The sequence below is a fragment of the Acetobacter orientalis genome (genome assembly GCF_000963965.1).
In the GTDB taxonomy this organism is placed as follows: Bacteria; Pseudomonadota; Alphaproteobacteria; order Acetobacterales; family Acetobacteraceae; genus Acetobacter; species Acetobacter orientalis.
This window is the reverse complement of record NZ_BAMX01000022.1, coordinates 33,963-55,209: the sequence shown is the minus strand read 5'-3', so window position 1 is coordinate 55,209 and position 21,247 is coordinate 33,963. Positions and strand designations below refer to the sequence as shown.

At 49.5% G+C, this 21,247-nt stretch carries 15 protein-coding genes and 2 pseudogenes; 6 read left to right on the top strand and 11 right to left on the bottom strand.

The genetic code is table 11. From position 1 onward, the window contains the following. Positions 1-208: 208 nt before the first annotated feature. Positions 209-2,431 (top strand): beta-N-acetylhexosaminidase, encoded by a 2,223-nt coding sequence (locus Abor_RS08845; RefSeq protein WP_264820850.1) that lies wholly within the window; start codon positions 209-211, stop codon positions 2,429-2,431. Positions 2,432-2,458: 27 nt separating this feature from the next. Here Abor_RS08845 and Abor_RS08840 read toward each other — a convergent pair whose 3' ends face one another. After that, entirely contained in the window at positions 2,459-3,175 is a 717-nt protein-coding gene (locus Abor_RS08840) for a dTMP kinase (protein WP_048841504.1), read from the bottom strand. A gap of 239 nt (positions 3,176-3,414) precedes the next feature. Between Abor_RS08840 and Abor_RS08835 the strand changes: the two are divergent. Both Abor_RS08835 and Abor_RS08830 read left to right on the top strand, forming a co-directional pair. Beyond that, a pseudogene (locus Abor_RS08835) lies at positions 3,415-4,152 on the top strand (polyprenol monophosphomannose synthase); the annotation flags it as partial. Positions 4,153-4,267: 115 nt separating this feature from the next. Then, the gene (locus tag Abor_RS08830; protein ID WP_048841503.1) at positions 4,268-5,761 is read left to right on the top strand and encodes an ArnT family glycosyltransferase; all 1,494 of its coding nucleotides are present in this window, start codon (positions 4,268-4,270) and stop codon (positions 5,759-5,761) included. A gap of 102 nt (positions 5,762-5,863) precedes the next feature. Here Abor_RS08830 and Abor_RS08825 read toward each other — a convergent pair whose 3' ends face one another. Together Abor_RS08825 and Abor_RS08820 are read right to left on the bottom strand one after the other, a co-directional pair. Continuing rightward, positions 5,864-6,694 carry a hypothetical protein gene (locus tag Abor_RS08825; protein WP_048841502.1) on the bottom strand — a complete coding sequence of 277 codons (831 nt, stop codon included), beginning with the start codon at positions 6,692-6,694 and terminating at the stop codon, positions 5,864-5,866. A gap of 102 nt (positions 6,695-6,796) precedes the next feature. Further along, complete coding sequence (locus tag Abor_RS08820) at positions 6,797-7,561, bottom strand: dTMP kinase (protein WP_232015024.1); 765 nt, start codon at positions 7,559-7,561, stop codon at positions 6,797-6,799. A gap of 277 nt (positions 7,562-7,838) precedes the next feature. Between Abor_RS08820 and Abor_RS08815 the strand changes: the two genes are divergently transcribed. Both Abor_RS08815 and Abor_RS08810 read left to right on the top strand, forming a co-directional pair. Beyond that, complete coding sequence (locus Abor_RS08815; protein ID WP_048841501.1) at positions 7,839-9,191, top strand: lipopolysaccharide biosynthesis protein; 1,353 nt, start codon at positions 7,839-7,841, stop codon at positions 9,189-9,191. 31 nt (positions 9,192-9,222) lie between these two features. After that, the gene (locus Abor_RS08810) at positions 9,223-10,302 is read left to right on the top strand and encodes a glycosyltransferase (protein WP_048841500.1); all 1,080 of its coding nucleotides are present in this window, start codon (positions 9,223-9,225) and stop codon (positions 10,300-10,302) included. A 139-nt stretch (positions 10,303-10,441) separates the two neighbouring features. On the opposite strand, the gene Abor_RS08805 is transcribed toward Abor_RS08810, so the two are convergent. The 4 genes from Abor_RS08805 to Abor_RS08790 are packed head-to-tail and all read right to left on the bottom strand — an operon-like array spanning position 10,442 to position 15,444. Beyond that, positions 10,442-11,176, bottom strand: coding sequence for a pirin family protein (locus Abor_RS08805; protein WP_048841499.1), 735 nt, complete (start codon positions 11,174-11,176; stop codon positions 10,442-10,444). 9 nt (positions 11,177-11,185) lie between these two features. Continuing rightward, a complete protein-coding gene (locus tag Abor_RS08800; RefSeq protein WP_048841570.1) occupies positions 11,186-12,709 on the bottom strand; it encodes an efflux transporter outer membrane subunit in 1,524 nt (507 codons plus the stop codon). 4 nt (positions 12,710-12,713) lie between these two features. Then, positions 12,714-13,790 (bottom strand): HlyD family secretion protein, encoded by a 1,077-nt coding sequence (locus Abor_RS08795; RefSeq protein ID WP_048841498.1) that lies wholly within the window; start codon positions 13,788-13,790, stop codon positions 12,714-12,716. Between the two features lie 16 nt (positions 13,791-13,806). After that, complete coding sequence (locus Abor_RS08790; protein ID WP_048841497.1) at positions 13,807-15,444, bottom strand: MFS transporter; 1,638 nt, start codon at positions 15,442-15,444, stop codon at positions 13,807-13,809. A gap of 119 nt (positions 15,445-15,563) precedes the next feature. On the opposite strand from Abor_RS08790, the gene Abor_RS08785 reads away from it, so the two are divergent. Continuing rightward, positions 15,564-16,487 carry a LysR family transcriptional regulator gene (locus tag Abor_RS08785; RefSeq protein WP_048841496.1) on the top strand — a complete coding sequence of 308 codons (924 nt, stop codon included), beginning with the start codon at positions 15,564-15,566 and terminating at the stop codon, positions 16,485-16,487. A 7-nt stretch (positions 16,488-16,494) separates the two neighbouring features. On the opposite strand, the pseudogene Abor_RS08780 reads toward Abor_RS08785, so the two are convergent. The 4 genes and pseudogenes from Abor_RS08780 to Abor_RS08765 all read right to left on the bottom strand — a co-directional run bounded on the left by Abor_RS08780 (position 16,495) and on the right by Abor_RS08765 (position 21,164). Next, a pseudogene (locus tag Abor_RS08780) lies at positions 16,495-17,252 on the bottom strand (ABC transporter ATP-binding protein). Continuing rightward, entirely contained in the window at positions 17,249-18,256 is a 1,008-nt protein-coding gene (locus tag Abor_RS08775; RefSeq protein ID WP_048841495.1) for a FecCD family ABC transporter permease, read from the bottom strand. The pseudogene Abor_RS08780 and the gene Abor_RS08775 overlap by 4 nt, the downstream one beginning before the upstream one ends. Beyond that, entirely contained in the window at positions 18,253-19,104 is an 852-nt protein-coding gene (locus Abor_RS08770) for an ABC transporter substrate-binding protein (protein ID WP_048841494.1), read from the bottom strand. Before Abor_RS08770 ends, Abor_RS08775 begins: the two co-directional genes overlap by 4 nt. Further along, complete coding sequence (locus tag Abor_RS08765; RefSeq protein ID WP_371861270.1) at positions 19,104-21,164, bottom strand: TonB-dependent receptor plug domain-containing protein; 2,061 nt, start codon at positions 21,162-21,164, stop codon at positions 19,104-19,106. Before Abor_RS08765 ends, Abor_RS08770 begins: the two co-directional genes overlap by 1 nt. Positions 21,165-21,247 lie beyond the last annotated feature (83 nt).

The window sequence follows — 21,247 nt, the reverse complement described above, 5'->3', positions numbered from 1 at the left end:
AATTTTCATTACCCAATAAGACAAAAACCTACGCTCAACGTAGTTTATTTTGTACTAAAACATTTTCTAATATCACTAAAAAGCTCTCTAATTTCACGTTACTGGCAAAATATTGCATACAGGTAAAATGTTAGGGCAACGGCCACCACTACGGTATAGTGCTCTTCATTAGGCCATTTTACCCTCTCCTACACACCGGATAGAGCTTATGCCACAACGTGCTTTTTCGCTACCGTTTGCTTGTTTTGCTGTAACCATAGGCTTTGGTTCTGCGCCTATTGTGCATAACAGAGCTTGTGCGGCAGAGAGCATAACGGCACCGGTCATTATGCCTGTCCCCTCTACCCTGCACGCTCTATCTGGTGCATCACAGCTGCCACAGACTATCGCTGTGCAATGGGTGGGGCAGAAAAATTCTTTTCTTGAGCAAGCCCTTGAACGGTTTCGCATCCGTTTAGAAAAACTTTCAGGCCAAAGAATAAACTTTATACCCTCAACACAGAAAAAGACTGAATTTACGGTTACCCTAAATAGTAAAACAGCTGGCACGGCACTGCCAAATATAAACACACAAGAGGATTATAGCCTACAAATTACAGACAAAAACCTTATTCTTACAGCCGAAAATCCGTTTGGTATTGTCCGAGGTTTTTCATCTGCCTTGCAACTGGTTGAACGACACACCAACACCGCGCAAATTCGCCATGCTTTTATAGACGATACGCCTCGGTTTAAATGGCGCGGCTTAATGGTTGATGTTAGCCGCCACTTTATGTCGCTTGCAGCCCTTATGCGGCAGATAGACGCCATGGAAATGGTAAAATTTAATGTTCTGCATTTACATTTATCAGATGGTCAGGGTTTTCGTGTAGAAAGCCACCTTTTCCCGCGTTTACAAAGCATTGCTTCACACGGGCAATATTATACTCAAAAACAAATCCGCTTTCTTATAACCTATGCTGCACAGCGGGGCATTCGTATTGTGCCCGAGTTCGACACACCCGGCCATACCTTTGCTTTGCTTGAAGCCTACCCCCGCTATGCTGCCCAAGCTCCGCTTAACATGCAAGACAGAGCCGAAAAAAACCGTGCAGCCCTAGACCCGACCAACCCTGCCACTTATCGTTTTGTTACTGCTTTATATGGCGAAATGGCAGCACTCTTCCCAGATGCTTATTTTCATATTGGCGGAGATGAAGTGGTTGCCAAACAATGGACAGGCTCTGCCCCTATTCAGGCTTACATGCAGGCCCACCACATTAAAACACCGGCCGACCTACAAGCCAATTTTACCCGCCGCGTTGCCGCCAGTCTGGCGCAGCACCACAAAACCATTATTGGGTGGGACGAAATTGCCGCAGCAGACCTCCCAAACAACACAGTGGTAGAAGTCTGGCGCGGCGCGGCGCATACCGCAACAGCCACCGCAGCAGGCCACCCTGTTATCGTTTCTGACGGTTATTACCTTGATAAACTCCGCGCAGCGTCAGACTATTACGCGCAAGACCCGCTAGAAAACACGGCCGCCACCAGAGCCGAAGCGGCTGCCACAGCGCAAACCACCGGACCCGGTGGTACACTCATTACGCAGGTAGATGCACCGACTGCCCCCCTTTCTGAGGCACAAACACACCTTGTTTTAGGGACAGAAGGAGCTTTATGGACAGAAATTGTCTCTGAAGAAATGCTTGATGCCCGCTTATGGCCCAGAGCAGCGGCCTTAGCTGAGCGCTTCTGGTCGCCCGGTAGCATGTGTGACCCCACTACACTCTACCCTCGCCTTGCCATCATGCAGGATAAACTAGAACTTTTAGGGCTAGAAAGCCGCGCCAATACAAACCGCATGCTCAGCCGCCTTGCGCCGGGAGAGACAGAAGCGGCCCGCACATTGCTCAGCGCAACAGCACCCGTGCGCAACTACGCCCATAATCATGAATTTTTACAAATTCGCCACAAGGTAACCGCAACAGAACAAAACCTGACCGAATTAGCAGATATTGCCAGCCCCGATAGTTTTGAGGCTGAACGGTTCAACCAACAAGCGGCAGCCTTTGTAAACGGGCAAACCAATTTAAAGGCAAGCCTGATGGCATACCTGACACAATGGGCTGCTAACGATGCGGCTTTTGTTACCGCTGCCAGCAAACACCCGGCTTTAACACCTGCCCTTCCTACCTCTCACCAATTAAAGGCGTTGGCCCAAATTGGCCTGGCTGCCCTCAATAAGGTGCCATCGCAAAGCTGGCTAGAAAGCGCCAAAGCCACTTTGGGCCAAGCACAAAGCGAAAGAGCTGCCTCTGCCACAACCAAGGTTGTCACAAACACGCCTCAACCTGCAGCAGACCTCATAAACTCTATTGTGCCCGGCATAGAAAGTTTACTCAGCTACGCTGAGCAAGCAAACCCACCTGCCGCACCACCACACCCCTGAATACTCTAGTTTTAGGGCAGATCTGCTTCAGGCTGTGTATTTTTCAATAATGGCCAAAGCTTGTTCTTTAACGGCTGCATAGCTTTGGCGCGCATCTATTTTTTCTATAGGTGCACCATCAAAACGCAGCATACGGGTTTTTTCTATTTTTGTGGCCAGTAGGTCTACATTATGGTCAGGCTTACGGGCCGCCGCCGTTTGTAGGTCTACATCTAAAAAGATGATAACCGTTGGATGCACGCTTGCCATTTTCTGGTACAGGCGTTTTTCAATGCATACCAACCATGCAATAATAGGGTTTTGTGTACGTCCCGCAGAAAGTCCCGGGCCGTCACAACAGCCAGCCAGCTCGGCTTGAGGATAACGGTCTGTTACAATCTGAATATTATTTTGATGCCCCTTGAGCAGCTTTTTAAAGGCAAAAAACCGCTTACAGGAGAACAAAAAGACAACAAAAGCAGTTAAAACACCGGGTATATTCTCACCCGGTGTACGCGTCTTTTTGGCTTTACGCGATAAAACACGCTCAATAGTAGGGCCAATAAAAGGCAACTGCTGAATACGCCGCCCAATATCACCAGACCCCAAACCAAGATAAACCAGCGATGTCTGACGCGTTTTATTAAGAATATCAGCCACTTCTACAGAAAGAGTAGATTTACCTGACCCATCACACCCTATGAATGCAATAATTGGTGCACCAACGACTTTGTGCGCAGCATCAACCATAGAGCCAGTCACCATCTATACAAACCACCGTAGCCTCACAACGCACATACACGGGCACGCCCATTATTCTGCCGTGCCCCCAGATACATCAGAAACGCTTTGGGCGCTATCCATAGCAGCAGCAACAAGCTCTCCCTCTCCTCATGATGAAAAAAGAAACACTTTGCGATTTGACGCATGACCTTTGCCATCGCTAAAAGCGTGCCTCTATTTGTATCGGGGCACAGACGGGTTCAAGCAACATAGCAGCCTTAATGCAGTTGTCGGAATTTGAGTTGAGAAAAGAGGACGAGATGATGTCTACCGAAATTAGCGTGGTAGTTCCGTGTTACAATGAAGCAGACAATGTTCTGCCATTGGTTAACGCCTTGCACGCTGCGCTAGACGGTAGGGCATGGGAAGTTATCTTTGTCGACGACAACTCCCCAGATGGCACCATTAAGGCTGTAAGACAGCTTGCTGCGCAGGACCCACATGTTAGAGGGCTGCTCCGCATTGGCCGCAAAGGCCTTTCGTCTGCAGTTATTGAAGGCATTCTTGCCTCGTCTGCTCCCATTGTTGCCGTTATGGACGGTGACCTACAGCACGATGAAGCGTGCCTACCCGCCATGATTGAAGCCTTAAAAACTGGCGATTTTGACGTTGCTGTCGCGAGCCGCCATGTTGAAGGCGGCGACAGTGCTGGCCTTGCCAACAAATGGCGACACTTTCTGTCTGAGCAAGGCATCCGTATTGCTAAAAGCCTTTCCGTACCCGTGAACGACCCCATGAGTGGCTTTTTTGCCGTGCAGCGAGAATGGTTTGAAGCGATAGCCCCCTCACTCACTGGCCGTGGCTTCAAAATTCTACTTGAAACACTCTTAGCGGCACCAAAACCAGTACGTGTTAAAGAAGTGCCTATGGTTTTCCGTGACCGCTTACATGGCGAAAGCAAACTTGGCCCGCAGGTCATGATCCAATTCGGCATCATGATTCTTGAAAATGTAATGAAAAAGCCACTTTTTAAACGTATGTTTTGGATAGGATCCAGTAGTATTTTTAGTGGTATCGCATATAAATATTTAACACGATCAAAGAAATAATTTTTCGCTTCTGGACTGGTATACTATGATGCGTTCTAAAGCCGTCTCATTTTTAAAGGGTCGACTTTTGGCGCCACTATTATTACTCTTATGCGCTATAATTCTACGTGGTATTACCTTTGGTAACCCCATGCTGGAGCCAGATGAACAGTTTTATTTGTTTGCTGGTGGTCGTTTATTGCAGGGAGATTTACCGTACGTCGATGTGTGGGATCGTAAACCCTTAGGTATTTTCTTAATTTACTCGTTTTTTCACCTTTTCGGTACTTGGCGTATTCTCGCCTATCAAATAGGAGCTCTGCTCAGTTTGTGGGGGACCGCTCTTATCGTAAGAAACATAGCCTCTCGTATTGCCCCTATGAGCGGCGCTTTTATGGCGGCACTATTATATGAAATTTGGCCAAATTTAGCGGGGGGCGAAGGCGGTCAGTCACCTATATTTTATAATGGTCTGGTTACAGCAGCAATATGGTTAATTGTAAGTCGTCTGACATATATTAAGGAATCAATAAGTGCCTGCCGTTACGTAGGCGTAGCTGTCATGCTCCTTTTTGGCTTGGCAATGCAAATTAAATATACATCTATTTTCGAAGGTTTATATGCGGGCATTCTCTTGCTTTTCTTTAGTTGGCAGAAACGTAAAAACTTATATGAAACTAGTATGAATTCTTTATTATGGATATCTTGTGCAATATTACCTACTGTAATTATACTATTTTTTTACTGGATTAACGGTTATGCCTCAGATTGGATATTCGCAAATTTTGTTTCAATATTTGAAAGAGGCAAACCTAACTCTCATGAAGAACTACTTCTGATAAAAAAAATACTTCTAATTGTTTTGCCTATTCTCTTTCTATGGCCCTTACGTAGAATATTGAACATTCGTTTTGCCCAAGCACAACGCCCAATAATTACATTATTGAATGGTTGGACTTGCTTTGCACTCGCCGGAGTAGCGCTATTTGGAACATGGTTTCCACATTATGCCCTTCCCCTTTTTCCGCCCTTAGTAATTCAAACTGCTCCACTCTGGTATGCTCCAATTGGGCGTATTTCTATTGTACTCGTTGCTGCAATTGGTACGTTTTACGGACAATTAACGCTTTGGAAACACCACAAACACAAAGGCAATAAAAAAGCTTTCACTCAAATAGAACAGGCAATTATTTCTAATGGTGGAGGATGCTTTTTTATCTATAATGGTCCAATAATGTTATATGACGCATTGCCGTATTGTAAACTTAGCAAATACCAATTTCCGTCGTTATTTTATTTTAAATCAGAAGAGCATGCGACAGGTATGAACCCTGAAAACGAATTACGTCGTATTCTAGCCCAAAAGCCACAACATATTATTACACAAAATCCTGCTGATGAAAGTGAAAACCCAATAATACGTAAAGAATTAATACAAACTCTTCAAAAAAATTATAGCGAAAGCTACGCTTGGATACGCGATAAACGCTCAATTGTAGTCTATACTAAAAAAAATCTCTTGCCCCCTCGTTCAAAATAGTCAGGCACCAATATAGGATTAAATGATGATGAATTATATTATAGGAATTATTTTTATCAATAAAAACCATAAATACATAAATACATAAATATTTATTCATTGCTATTCAGAGAAATATCTATTGTGTAATAATAAAAGCATAGCCTGTATTCTTTCGGGAATTTCTATTTTATCTTTATGATAGTCAAGTGTACCGGCCACTGACTGCGCAATAAGCTCATCGTGCATTCTGCCCATCAGGCCGTTAATAGCACTTAAAAAGCGCGACATCTGATTATTGGCTTCGGTGGGGTAAAGCGTGCGTAATGTGTCAAAAAAAGAAATATGGCGACTAATAATTTTACGTAACGCATGAAATTGAGCCGATGTTACCGCTGGTTGATTTAAGTAATCCGGAATTTTAGCAATTTCATTTTTTAGGTAAGCGTTAAAATTAGCAGTGGTATCTAGCTGTGCCTGTAGTACCATGCGTTCACGCTTTTTCTGGAAAAACTTGCTCGCCAACAAACGCAGAGCAACCCCAAATAGAAAAACCTTTTTGCGCAAGCCATTACGGAACGCGTCTTGTACTTCCCCCATTAAAGTGGACGTCGCCTCATATAGAAATGGCCTTTTATGTTGGGGAGTGTAGAGAATAAACCCAAAGCCCATATGTTTGTATTTGGCACGTATGTGCTTAAAAGCCACTCGGTCTACTTCAGAGAGATCTTGGTTACGCATAATCTTCCACGCCAGGTCGAGAAACTGCGTATAAGAAATACCCTCAAGCCACAGTTGACGGCAGAGTGCGAAGCACTCAGCAACTTGCTCTGCAGAAAAATCTGACGGAATAACCGTTGGGAGCGTTACCTCTGTTTCAGCAACATCATTAACCAGTATCGCGTCAAATAACGTCTTTAGCGTTTGTTCAGGAAACTGCGTGCGAACAGACATGGTAAAACCCTGCAACCAAAACCTTTAGGGACAACCCAAGCCGCCACCTATCTTGGGGTGGCTCGTAAGTGGGTGATTAGAGAAAGTCAAATTTTACGACATTTAAACCTGAACGCATTCATATGCCTTAAGCACCGCGGCCACGTGGGTGCGGGCTGTTGCTAAAACCTGTTCCAACGGTTGTGTGGCATCAAGCTCAACAATAGGGGCACCATTAAAGGTAAGGCGGGGTACATCGGCTACCTTTTGCTTCAAAGCGTCTGGCCTATGGTCTGGCTTGCGGGCCAAGGCAGTTTGCAAGTCAACATTTAAGCGCAACACAATATCCGGTCGGAAAGTCGCCATGTGCTCGTAAATTTTTTGTTCAATTTGTGTCAGAAATTTCACAAACCCATTTTTGGGAGTGCGCGCCACTAAGCCAGGGCCATCCATCGGGCCGGGAATAACAGCCTGCGGGTAGCGGTCTGTTAATATGGTGTAACCTTCTTTGTGCAACCGCCGCATTTTGCGAAACCTAACCAGCCTACGCATAGACAGCACAAAAATAACCAAAGCCGTCAAAGACCCAGCGCCTTTTTCCCGCCGGGTGTTAGAGGCTTTTTTGGCAATACCGTTATCAACCTTACGCCCGACCAAAGGTACCCGCGCTATGGCACGCCCCCAACTGCCGGTTTGCTTGCCTAAGTGGCAAAGCTGGGTTGGAGTCTGCTCACGCATCCATGCCAGTAGGGCCTCACCCACCGTGGTTTTGCCACTACCATCCGACCCGACCAGAGCAATAACCGGGGTTTTGCGCCCCAAAAGCGGCTTATAGTCTGGGCTAACAGGCACACTGCCTACCGGTGCTGATGGCGTAAACTCTGACACGAAAAAACTTTTCCCTCTTACAAACCACACAACCTTAAAAGCTGGCGCGCCCTATTTGCAGCAAGCTCATGCTTTATAGTGGCCCCTGCCTAGCACATTCAGGCCAAGGCTGAAACGGACGACCAGCCAGCCACCCCTTAAGGCCTTATTTGAAGAACAAGGGCCGGTGCGCTATAGCCCACCCCACTATGCTTAGCCCCACAGAAAGAAGACAGATGCCTGACCGCCCCTCTGACATGCCCTTTCTGGCCTGCTGCCCAGCCAAGGCCTTGCGCCTGTGAGCACCAAAAAGGGGCAAAGCGCCTTTTCACGCATTATGGGCAACACGACCATTACAGTGATTGGTCGGATACTCAACGCCATATGCAGCTTTATCTATATTCCATGGACCGTGCAGACCATTGGGCTAAGTGGCTTTGGGCAAATGCTACTTGTTATTAGCTACTGCATGTTGGTGTCTGATATTACGCACCTGCACTCTTGGCAGCCCTTACTGCACTTTGGCACCGCCTCTTTTAAAGAAAAAGATAACCGGAGTTTTTACCAAATTCTGGCCTTTTGCATGCGCTCAGACTTTATAAGCGGTCTAACAGGCATGTGCATGGGGCTTGTTGGTATTATGCTCTTTAGCCACACCATGGGCTGGCCAGACAACATTTGCCACGTAGCAGAACTTGCAGCCATTACCATTTTATTCATGAACCGTGGCTGGCCCGTTGGGGTTATGTGGCTGCTTAACAAGTTTAAGGTCTCAACCACCATAGAACTCATGGGCACCCTTACGCGTACCATAGGAAGCTTTATTGGCTACGAAATGGGGTATGGGTTTGGCTTTTTTCTGGGCACATGGTGTGTAGCGCAGTTGGTACTTTTTGTGCTTTATAACGGTTTTGGGGCCTATTTAGTCCGCCAAAACGTTGCGGCCTACTTCCCATGGCGTGAGTTATTTCTCCCTACTCTGCGCATTAAAGGCATTTGGAAGCTTACAATTGGTGCCAGCCTGAACGAGATTCTGGTCTCTTTTTATAAACAAATATCAACATTGTTAATTGGCGCCTGGATAGGTGCTGCCGATGCCGCCGTTTTTAGGGTAGCAAGCCAGATTACCAATGCCATAGCCAAACCGGCCACCATGCTTATTCCGACTATTTACCCAGAGTTTATTCGCTTTCGAGATGAGAGAAACTGGAAAGACTTCCGGCACACCATGCTGCGCCTTATGGGCACTATTGGTGGGTTAAGCATTGCGGTTCTGGTTATCTCTCTTTGTTTTGGCAGCTCTATTCTGGATTATATGCTGCACCACCACTCTGAGCGAGGGGGTGTGCTTATTAGTATTCTTGCGTTTAGCGCATTGCTTGACGTGGCAACCGTACCGCTTGAACCCTTGCTGACTGTTATGGGTAAAGTCTACTCGGTTATGCGCATTAAAATGACCGCTATTTTTATCTATATTCCAGCCCTGCTGCTGCTCACTAAATTTATGGGTATATGGGGGGCAGCTTTAGCGGCTGTGCTGGCATCACTCATTGTTTTTTTCTGGTGTGCAATACGAGCTAGCAGGGTTTTTGCACGAGTTTACCGCTCAGACATACCCCCAGCCCCACCCGCAAAACCAGACCCAGCCTGAGACATAGCGAGACCGCAGGACACCACAGACCATGAAACTTTTCTATCTTATTACCAGCTTGGAAAATGGTGGTGCACAATTAACCATACCCCCTGTTGTCTCTAGCCTGCGCCAACAAGGGTGTGACGTAACCGTACTCGCCTGCGAACCACGCGACATGAAAGCTGCTGCCAAACTAGAGGCCGCAGGTATTCCCTACACCGTACTATGCTCTGGCAAGCGTAATAAACTAGCTTACACGCTCGCTCTTATACGCTACTTGCGCCACAACCGGCCGGACGTGCTTTGGACATCATTAAGCGTGGCCACGCTGGTTGGGCAGTTAGCAGGTAAATATCTGAATATTCCGGTTGTAAGCTGGAAAAACAACGCTGAAGCCCGCCGTTACACCCAGTTTTTTCGGAATTTTACCAAACTCTGGATAGCAGATTCTGCCATGGTGGCACAATTTTTGCTGAAAGACATGCGCCTGCCAGCTAGCCGGGTTATGACATGGCCACTTTATTGCTGTGACACAGCAACCCACATAACCGATTATTGGGATGGCATACGCCCCCTCCGCCTTGGCAGTATGGGCCGCCTGAAGGAGCAAAAAAATTATGCCTTGCTCATTCGGGCTATACATAAGCTGTTACAAGCCCGGCCAGAACTCACCAACCGCCTGCACCTTTCTATTGCGGGAGATGGGCCTTTAAAAGAAGAGTTGCAAAACCAGATTAACCAAGCTGGCTTGCAAAACACCATTACGCTACTGGGCTATAACACTAACCCACAAGGGTTTTTGCAGGGGCTTGATGTGTACGTGCAACCCTCTTTATTTGAGGGCATGTGCCTAGCCGGACACGAAGCCATGGCTATGGGCCTGCCCATTATTGCCACACCGGTAGGGGAATTGGCTTTTAGCGTTATTTCTGGCCAAACAGGCTTTAGTCTTGCTGGCAACCTAGAAAACAGCCTGTGCGATGCACTTAACACCCTGTTTGCCCACCCCCAGCTTGTGCAACGCTACGGCCGCAATGCGCGTGAGTTTGTACAAACAAAATTTAGCCAACAAGCGTTTGATGCCGCAGGGGCTCGTATTGTAGAGCACGTTAAAACCGCCCTCCTTTAAGTTTACACCTTGCGGCAAATGCACCGTAAGCACACAACCAAGCCAGAGCTTTTAAAAGGCCAAATATTTTAAAGGCTCTTTCAAAAACTTTTTAGCTTCAGTCTGGCCTATTTTTTCAGCTTACACTCCAATAACGCGCCTATAGTTCAGCAACATCTATCAGTAAAACAGTTGCAGTACTCTGGGCTATTACGGTTAGGTCTGTTTGTTCGCGTAAAGTGGCGGTATCTCCCGCGTGCAACATAATTTGGCCAAGTGTTACCACACCCTCAACAACCAAAAGCAGCAGCATACGCTGTGGTGTCGTGCAATAGGCGGCTCCCTCACCCTCGGGCAAAATAGCGTGTAGCACTCTTGCTCGTGCGCAAAGCGTTACGGGAGCGCCGTCTTCTATTTCAGCCCCCTCTTCGGGGTCATCTTCGGGAAAGCCAGAGGCTAGAATTCTAAAACCACCATCTTCCAACGCTAACTGGGCAGGGCGGGTTTCTTGCTCTGGCATTGTGCCTGCAACATCTGCCAATAGCCAAATTTGGTAAAAAGCAGCCCGCTCTGTACCACTTTGCCATATAATGCGGCTGCAGCCGCTGCCTGTACTGGCAAGGTGTAAGCCCTGCGGCGCAAGTGTTTGGGCGTCAAACCCATTCATCTGGGCAGTAAGGCTACCGCTGTGTACCCACGTTACAATATCAACCGCGGCTTCTGGCCCTAGCTCATACGTTTGCTTGGCTGCTAGTTGCACAGCGTTAAGGGCACGCAGGTGGCCACCCTGTTTTAGGCCTGCATGACACACATCAGCAAAAGCAAAGTGGCACCGCACTGTTACTGGGCCGACCTGTGCAACATCCCACGTATTAGCCAGTTTTACGTCTATCATGCCCCGCCCTTAGCTGTGGTTTTTGGTTATGTGCTGCTCTGGGTAGAAAGCCTCCCACCCGCCCCCAACAGCACGGTATAGGCGGGTCACAGAGGCTGCATTATATGCCGTGGCATTAGCCAGAGCGCTTTGCGAAGACAAAAGTGCATTTTGCAGGGTAAGCACATTCAAAAAATCTGACGCGCCTTGCACATATTGTGCCCTAGCCATTGCCACAGCAATTTCGTTTTGTTGCACAGCCTCTGCCAACTCATCACGCCGTTTTTGGGCTGCGGTAAAGTCTGCCATGGCATCATCAATCTCTTGCCATGCTTTTAGCACAGTGCGCTGAAACTGGGTTGCCGCTTCTTGTTGCTGCGCTTTACGCAAATGCAACTGCCCGGTTAAACGCCCGCCTTCAAAAATAGGTAGCGTAGCCGTAGGCCCAAACCCATATTGCCGAGACGCCCAAGACCCCAAACCACTAAACTGCAAAGCCTGCACGTCTAAGCTGCCAGACAGCGTAACCCGTGGGAAAAAGTCAGCAATGGCAACCCCAACACTGGCAGTGGCTGCATGCAGTTTATCGGCCGCCATACGAATATCTGGCCTACGCTCTGCCAGTTCGGAGGGTAAACCAAGGGGTACAGCTACTGGTAAGCTTGGTATGGCAGCAGGCTTGCCTAGCTCTGCATCAAGTGTTCCGGGTTCTCGCGCTATAAGAAAACTTAGGGCGTTAAGCATATGGGTTGCTTGTGCCTGTAATGGGGCAAGCCGGGCTGTAAAGCTATGCAACTGCCCTGTGGCCTCTGCTACATCAAGCTGGGTCGCGGCCCCTTGCTCCAAACGCATGCGTGTAAGCCGAACACTCTCTGCTACAACCGCAATATTATGCTCTAAAATGCCAATTTGAGTTTGTATGGCCCGCAGTTCTATATAGTCCTGCGCGGTTTCTGCCATAAGCGACACTAGCATGTCGCGCCGCATATCTTCCGTGGCCTGCATGGCCGCACTTGCGGCCTCAACCTGCCTACGTACATGGCCCCAGAAATCGACCTCCCACGAGGCGTTCATGCCATATTGGGGTAAATTAAAAGACGGGTTGCCCACGCTGCCCGGCAGCGCAGTAGGCCCAAACCCCGGCATGCCAGAGGCAATAGACCCGGCTTGCTCTCGCTCCATCGTGCCTAAAAGGCCTAGCACACCATTGGTACTGGCGCGCTCACGCCCGTATGAGGCGTTGCCATCAATGTTAGGCATTTGGGCGGCACTGGCTATGCGCTTTTCGGCTTGGCTTTGCATTAAACGCAAACTGGCCACTTTGAGGTCTAGGTTAGAGGCCGCAACCTCGTTTTCCAGCCGTGTTAGCATGGGGTCATGAAAGAGCGCCCACCACTGCGGTGCTGTTTTGGCCGTTGTAACCTGGCTTTGCGCCGGCCCTTGCGTGGCACGCCAAGTAGCAGGGCTTACCACTTGGGGTTTTTTGTACTCTGGCCCAACCGTACACCCTGCCAGAACCAGTGCAGAAAACCCCGTAAGAAGAAAACGCTTCATGGTGTTACCGCCACACATAACGGGGGTTGTGGGCATGGGGCCCTTCGGGGGTGGAGGCTGTATCAATGCTTACTTCAACCGACATACCAACCCGCACTTTGGCGGCTAGCGGCTGGCCGGGGTCAAACGTCAACTTAACCGGCACGCGCTGCACGACTTTGGTAAAATTGCCGGTTGCGTTGTCTGGCTGAATAGGGGCAAAGGCCACACCTGTTGCAGGGGCTACAGAATCTACATGGGCTTTAAGCGGGTGCCCCGGAAAAGTATCAACCCAAATAACTGCCTTTTGACCAGTTTGCACTTTAGTAAGCTGTGTTTCCTGAAAATTGGCTAGTACATAAGCATCTTGCGTTGGCACTACCGCCAAAATACCTGTGCCGGGGTGCACAAAGTTACCCACACGCACACCACGCTCTCCCACTACTCCCTCAATCGGGGCCGGTATTGTGCAATAAGATAGGTTAAGTGCAGCCTGTTGGACATTACCCTGTGCACGCAAAAGTGCCCCTTTTGCGCGCTCAAGCTGGGCTTGCAGTACAGCGACTTGCCGCACTGCGGCCTCTACCCCCGCTTTGTCTCGCGCAATGGCGGCTTGGGCCTCTTTCTCCTGCGCTTCGGCATGTTGTTTTTGCTCTATTGTTCCCGCCCCACCAGAAGAAAGCGTGCGGTAACGCGCTGCATTTTGGTGTACAAAAGCCAGGTCTGCCTCATCAGACTGCACAGCGGCACGGGCGCCCGCAATAACGGCATCTTGGCGGGTTATTTCTGCTGCCAGATTACCAACATCCCCTTGGGCGGCCAGCACGTTACCTTTGGCAACATCTAGGGCTGCGCGGTAGTCATCTTCTTCAATATGCGCCAGTTCCTCGCCAGCATGCACAAGTTGGTTGTCTTGGGCTATAACACGGTCAATACGGCCAGAAACCTTGGGGGCAACGGTTGGGAAGTCGGCTGTTATATACGCATCATTAGTATATTGGTTTACACCATCACCATTAACCAAGTGCGCCCCACCCCATGCAACAAGGGCAAGAACGCCTGCGGCACAACCTGCATAAAGCAGTGGTTTTTTGTAAATCATGTGTTTTGTTCCAGAATTATCGAGCAGGAGTTTGGGGGGTAGGCGCACGGGGTGGGTACACCCTATGCGGCAAAATAAGGTTGAGAACGGCATAGCCACAGCACACCCAGATAAGCACAAAATACAGATCGTTCAGCGCCAGCACCAAAGACTGCTCCCGCACGTAAGTATGCAAAACTTGCAGTGCGTTACGGGCTACATGCCCACTGTCGGGTGATGTCGGGTTAAGCTGTTGCACAATAGGGTTGCCCATACCCTGTAACGCCAATTGGTGCGTGCCATGGTGGTCTAGCAACATGGCGGAGTGGTATTGCTCACGCCTGCGCATAAAGGCTGAAAACAACGCAAACGCTACGGCATTGGCCAGCCCTTTAAGCATGTTAACCATGCCAGAAATAAACGGCCCATCGGCTGGCCCCATAGCCATTGTGGCCAACATAAGGGTTGGAATAACGGTCATGGGTTGGCCAAAAACCTGCAAAATTTGTAGCAGGTAAAAATTGTCACGCACCCAGTCTACAGTTAGCCATGTGCCCAAAAAAGCTGATATTGCAAGGCACGCCATGCCAATTGCCAGCACCCAACGGCAATCTACCTTACGGCTGTTACACAAGGCTGCAATAAGCGGCAGCATAATAAGCTGGGGCAGCGCTACCACCAAAGAAACTGGGGCTGCCTGTATGGGCCTATACCCCCGCACAGCCTCAAGATAGGTAGCTGGAATTTCGCCCATAATGGAGCAAATTGCCAAAATACCAACCAAAGACAACAAGGCAGCCTGAATATTACGCGAGCGCCAATATTGTATTTTAAAATACGGGCTTGGGTGAAACGCCTCGTTAATAACAAATACAATAAAAGCGGCCCCACCCCAAAAGGTTAGGTTGGTAATAGTTTCTGAGCGAAACCAGTCCAGCCTGTCACCTTGGTACAGCACAATTACCAAAGAGCAAATGGCAGGTAGGCCAACCAACAGGCCAAACCAGTTAAACTTTTCAAACCGCTCAAAATGCATAGGGTCTTTGGGTAGGCCATAGGCCATCATGGCAATAGCGATGGCAGCGGTCGGTACAATTTCCCAATACAGCCAGTGCCAGCCTACATGCTCAAACCAAAAGGCCTCTAATGGCAACCCAAGGTTGGGGCCAAAAGTGGCGCTCATGGCATAGCCACCAATACCAAAAACCCGAATAGGCGCTGGCAGGTATTTTAACATAACGGTCATGAGCACTGGCGGCAGGCACCCTCCGGCCAAGCCCTGAAAAGCTCTTAAAATGCAAAGTGATGTAACATCAGGCATAAACGGTGCCGGAATGGAGAGCAGGGCCAGAATGGCTGTCATGAAAATAGAAAAACGGTAGATAGAAAAGGTCATGTAAAACCAAGGCGTAAACGCCATGGCGGCAATATTAAAGGCCTCGTAAATTGCAATAAGCCACGTCCCTTCATCGTGGCCAATATGCATGGCTCCTCTAATGTCAGACAGGCCAATTTCGGTTACGTGCTCATTAAAGCCTGCAACATGTACCGCCAACAGCATGCCAAGGCAGCCAATAACAGTGCGCAGGCCAAAAGGCGGAATATAAGACGGCATGGGCGGTGCGGCATGAATAACAGGCCCATGCGCCCCTTGTGCAGGTGCGGCAGTATTCATGCCCGTAATTGAGCGCCGCTACTGGCCTGCCACAACCCCCATTTATGATAGGTAACGATTTCGATTTCCGGAATGATTATTTCTGGTCATTCCACAATGTAACGTCTATTTCTGGAGGGATGAAAGGATACGATCTAGACCTTCTGCGTTATTTGCAAGTGCTGGTAGAGGAGGAAAGTGTCTCTCTTGCTGCGCGCCGCCTTAAAGTGAGCGAGCCAGCCATGAGCAGGCACCTTGCCAAACTCCGCATTGCCTTTGCAGACCCCATTCTGGTGCAGTCTGGCCGTAGTATGAGTGCCTCTGTTTTTGCCAAAGGTATTCTGGCCAGCGTACAAGACCTTGTACGCACAGCAGACGGATTAAGAGAAACACGAGCATTAGCAAACCTTGCTCATTTAAAACCCTCTTTCACTATCCGTGCCAATGACCTGATTGTTGCTGTGCTGGCCGTACCCCTTTTGTTGGCCCTACGAAAAGAGTGCCCACAATGCGAAGTTATTTGGGCCCCAGAGCTAGATGCAGCAGCCTCCGACCCCCTACGAGATGGTGGTATTGACCTCTATATAGGCGCCACCGAGCTTATGAAGCCCGAAATACGCCGCCAAACCATACTGCGCGACCGCATGCGGGGGCTAATACGCAAAAACCACCCTATTCTGGCCCACCCCATTACGCCAGAAAGCATGGTGCAATACGACTATATTAGCGTCTCACGCCGGGGGCGGGCGCAAGGGCCAATAGACTGGGTATTGCGCAACCAGTACGGCTTAACACGCAGTATTGTTATGGTGGTGCCTAATTACCATTGCATGATTGAAAACATGAAAACCACAGACTTTGTGCTGCCCCTACCCGGCCTTGTCATAGACCATATTTCAAGCAAAGCCTTGGGCCTGACTGCGTTTGATTTTCCGTTTTCTCTCCCAAATATTGAAGCCTTTCAGGCGTGGCACCCCCGGCGTGATACAGACCCCGTACACCGCTGGCTACGCGAAACCCTGTTTAAGGTTGCCCACCAAACATTTGGCAGCTCAGCCCCGTAAGTGCGGCCTAACACAAAGACCACGGTATAACCGCAGCCTCCACCCGCTTGGCGTACACCTGGTACACTGTGCGCATTATGTATCATCTAGCACGGTGCCAGCTGGGCCTTGCGTTACAATAGCGCCATCACGCATCACAACCAGTTCGTCACAAAAGCGCGTGGCAAGGGATAAATCATGCAGCACAACCAAAATAGTTTTACCGTGCTGGTGCGCTAAGTTTGCAAACAAATGCATTACGCCTAAAGCATGGGCAGGGTCTAAGGCGGCAACAGGTTCATCAGCTAAAATACACGGGGTGTCTGTCGCTAAAGCACGGGCTAAGGCCATGCGCGCACGCTCCCCACCCGATAAATACCGTGCCGGGCGCTGCTGCAACGCCTGCAAGCCTGTCGCCTCTATGGCGTGGGTTACCGTGGGGTGGTTAGCCGCTTGCGCATGTGTTTGGCCGTGCGGCAAGCGCCCTAAAGCTACCACGGCCCTTAGCGGCATAAGAGACGGTTTTTCAGCCTCTTGCGGTAAAAAAGCAAGCTGGCGTGCCCGCTGTAGCGGGCTAAGCTGCGCCATGTCTTGCCCACCAAGCCAGACATGCCCACACTCTGGCTTTTGCAGCCCTGCCATTATACGCAACAGCGTAGTTTTACCCGCCCCATTTGGCCCCACAAGCCCTACCACGCGGCCTTTAGGCAAAGTAAGGCTGGCCGCATTAACCACCTTATGCCCATTGCGCGACAGCCCAACATCTTGCACGCGCAATATACTCATGGTTCAGACCTTTTAAGCATAACAACGCGTGCAAAAAACACAGGCGCACCAATAAGAGCTGTTAACACCCCTAAATGTAACTCTGGCCCAGTTGGTACCAAACGCACTACCATATCCGCCGCAAGCAGCAATACACTGCCGCCTAAAAAGGAGGGCAATAATAAACGCGAGGGTTGATACCCCGTAAGCGGGCGCAATACATGCGGCACCACAAGCCCCACAAACCCTATAGCGCCCGAAACCGCAACGCAGGAGCCAACAGCCAAAGCTGCCCCTAAAACAAGGCGCGTTTGTACCCCACGCGCGCCCCATAAGCTAAACCCTAAACTTGTAGCCACATCTTCCCCCAAGGTTAGGGCATCTAATGCACGGGCTACAGAAAACATAAGCAGGGCACCGCACACAGCACCGGGCAAGCAAACCAGAACATGCGTAAAGGCACGATCGGTTAAAGACCCCATAAGCCAGTGCATAATTTCGTAAGATGCATAGGGGCTAGGCACCAAATTAAGCACTAAAGCGGTAAGCGCTGCGGCAAAACTGCTTAATGCCGCACCCGCTAACAGCAACACCAACGTGCCACCCCGCCCTACAAGCCCCATAAGCAGCACAACCGCACACAGTGCACCAACAAGCCCACCCAATGGTAAGGCCGCCACACTCACCTGCATAAGCCCGGTATAAAAGGCACAGACCGCCCCCAACGCCGCCCCGCCCGAAACCCCCAAAATACCGGGGTCTGCCAAAGGGTTGCGTAAATAGCCCTGCAATGCAGCGCCAACTAGGCCCAGCACCCCACCAACCACCAGAGCCAGCACAGCACGCGGCAAACGGAGTTGCTCAACAATAATGACCCCAGCGCTCCGGTGGCCAACCAACATGTCGTGTATAGTATCAGCCACCATAAGGTGGCTCTCCCCCCAGACCAAAGACGCTACAAACAGCATAACAATAGCCACAAGCAAGACCGTATTAAGCCAAAACACTTTACCTGCCGGTGTCATGGTATTTGCCTTTCTGGCCCGTTTTCAGCTCTGTGTGCGGCTTTAAGCAACGCAATGCTGTCTAGTGTTTGGGGTAAACCGCACAACCATAACCGTGCAGGTATGTTAAGATGCCGCTTGCCCGCAAAAGCCTCTTGCAGCGCCGGGTGGTCAAGCAATGACTGAGCAAGCGAGTTGCCCCGCCCAGACCGGTCAAGAATTAACAAATCTGGTGGGTGGGCAATTAAGACCTCCATCGGGAAATGAGCAGACCTATGCTGCCCTATTATGGTCGAATAATTTCTAAACCCTGCATGAGCCAACACGTCATCTGGCAATGTGCCTGCATGCGTTACAAACCCATTGGCGGCATATACTGCTGCCGTTGGGTCTGTTTGGCTACGGGGTTGGGTAAGGGCTGCTAGGCGGCGCTCAAACGCTTGCACCAAAGCATGCCCACGCTCTGGCACGCCTATGGCTGTAGCGACCTGCATAATTTGGACAGGTATGTCGGCCAAAGACTTGGCGGGCGGTATGGCCAGCACCTGTGCACCACTTTCCCGCGCGGCCTGCATGGCAACAGCCGCAGTATACACCCCACCCAACACAACATCGGGGTGTAGGGCTACAATATTTTCTGCTGTGGGGCGCATAACTGGGGCCTGTTGGGCTTGCTCGCACAACACGGCACTCCAGCAATCACGCGCCAGCGGTGTTAGCCCTACGATTTGCTCTGGTTGAGCGAGTTCTAAAAGCAGTTGGTCTGTGCATAGGTTTAATGACGCCACACGGGGCAGTGCATAGGCCTGCCCCACCACAGCGCACGCCCCAAAAGCAATAATACAGGCCCGTAAACTGCGCTTTATCATTAATAGCTCACTGTAAAGCCACCATACCCTGCCCTGCCGGGTTGTAGGTAACCAATGGGGTTTTCGTATTGTCTGTTGAGCAAGTTATCAGCCCGTGCAAAAACAGATAGGTAGCGGTTAATTTTATAATGTGCGGCAACATCAATTGTAAAATACCCATGCCCTTTACCACATATACTGCTTACTACGCAGTTTTGGGCATTAAGTGGCTTAAGGTCACGCCAGCCACTGGTGTAGAGAATATTGCCAGAAAGCGTCAGGTTCTCAATTGGTGTCCATGTTGTATTAAAATTAAGCTTATGCTGCGGGCGGCGTTGGAGCTGAATATGGCTGGTTTCATCGCGCCCATGTGTCCATGTATAACTTAGGGCAAACTCAAGTGTTTTAAGGGCTTTCCAATTTGCAAATGCCTCAACACCATACATGCGCGCCTTGGCAACATTTGCGTAGGAATAATTATAGTTATAGCTGGAATCTATAGAGACCGATGACTGTATAAGGTTTTTAACCCGGTTGTCATACCACGTAGCCCCAAATTTGAGGGTATCTTGTAATAGTTTTTGCTCAATACCTGCATCATACCCAATTAATTGCTCGGCCTTTAGCGCGGCATTCCCTTTCTCGCTGTAGCCTGCCCCAACTTGGTTCGCAAATAACTGGTACAAAGATGGCCCATGAAAACCCGAACCAGCACTGGCTTTAAGAATAGTGCCCGTGCCCGGCACATGAAGAGCCGGAGCCACACGCCACGTAACATGATTGCCATAACGTGAGTTTGCATCGTAGCGAATATTGGCAGCCCCATACAGTATGTGGTTCCAGTTTCCTTGGTACTGCCCATACCCTGCTGTTGTATCCATACTGGTAGAGGTATTATACCCACTGTCCCACATGCTAGACGCTGTGTGGCTTGTATTAAACGTGTCATGCAAATGTTCTGCACCAATTAAAAACTGCCCGTATTTGTGCAAATTGAAAGTACCATGCCAGTCTATTTTTAAACGGCTAGAGCGGTAATAATCTGGGTCTGGGTTCAAAGCACTGCCGCCTGGCTGTATGCCAGCCTCTGTCCAGCGGTTACGGTTGGTCATGTAGCCAAGCCCCAGCACTTGGTCCAACACCCCCTGAAACGACACAAGATGCGCCGTACCTCGCACAATTGCTTGGTTTTTTGTGCTTTGCTCACGCACGCCAGAATCCCCGTAGGCGTTTTCGCTTTGTAAATCATACAACGAGTAAGTGTGGTAATTCGACTGGAGCAGGCGTGCTGTTAGGCCAAGGTCAAAATTATGTGTAACGTCATAGCCTAAACGAATATTCGCACTACGGTTGTCATTCCGGTTACCTTCATGCCTTTGGCTGTGGGTGGCATTGTAATAGTCTTTTATGTAGGCCGGAATATTATTAAAACCATCCATACGGTAGTGCGATAATTCTACATTATAATGAAAGCGGCCTTTACTACCGCGCGCACCAAACGCTTGGTTAAAGGTGCCATAACTCCCCCCTTCAATACGTACAAAGGGTTTAAACTGCCCCTGCCCTTGGGTGGTCGTTATATCAATAACGCCTGCCATGGCATCTGCACCGTACAAGCCACTTTGGGGGCCACGCAAAATTTCTATTCTGCCCATGCCATCGGTTGTAAACTGGCTGGCGTCAAACATACCGCTGGTAGAGCTACCGTCGTTAATATCCATGCCATCAAGGCGCACTTTTACCTCGTTAGCATTATTGCCACGCATAAAAATAGAGGTTGTGCCGCCCGGCCCACCCGTTTGCACGACATTCATACCCGGTTGGCGCACCAAAATGTCGCTCAGGCTACGCCGCTGCTGGGTCTGAATTTGCTTTTCAGTCACAATGGTTATGCTCGTGCCAATATCATCAACCGAGACAGGTCGGCGCGTTGCACTTACACTTATAAGCTCTTGCTGCTCAGACTTAACGGTCTGAGGAACAAGTGCGGGCTTTCTCTCTTGCTGCGCAACGGTTTGTGCCGTGTTGGGCAACTGAGCCTGCCTAAGCGGGACACCACTGGCCCACGCAGTTAAAGGCATTACACTTACAAAAATACTAGAATTTATAAGAGCAGTCCGAAAAAAAGACATAAGGGGGCAATCTCGCGGTTACTTTACCGTTG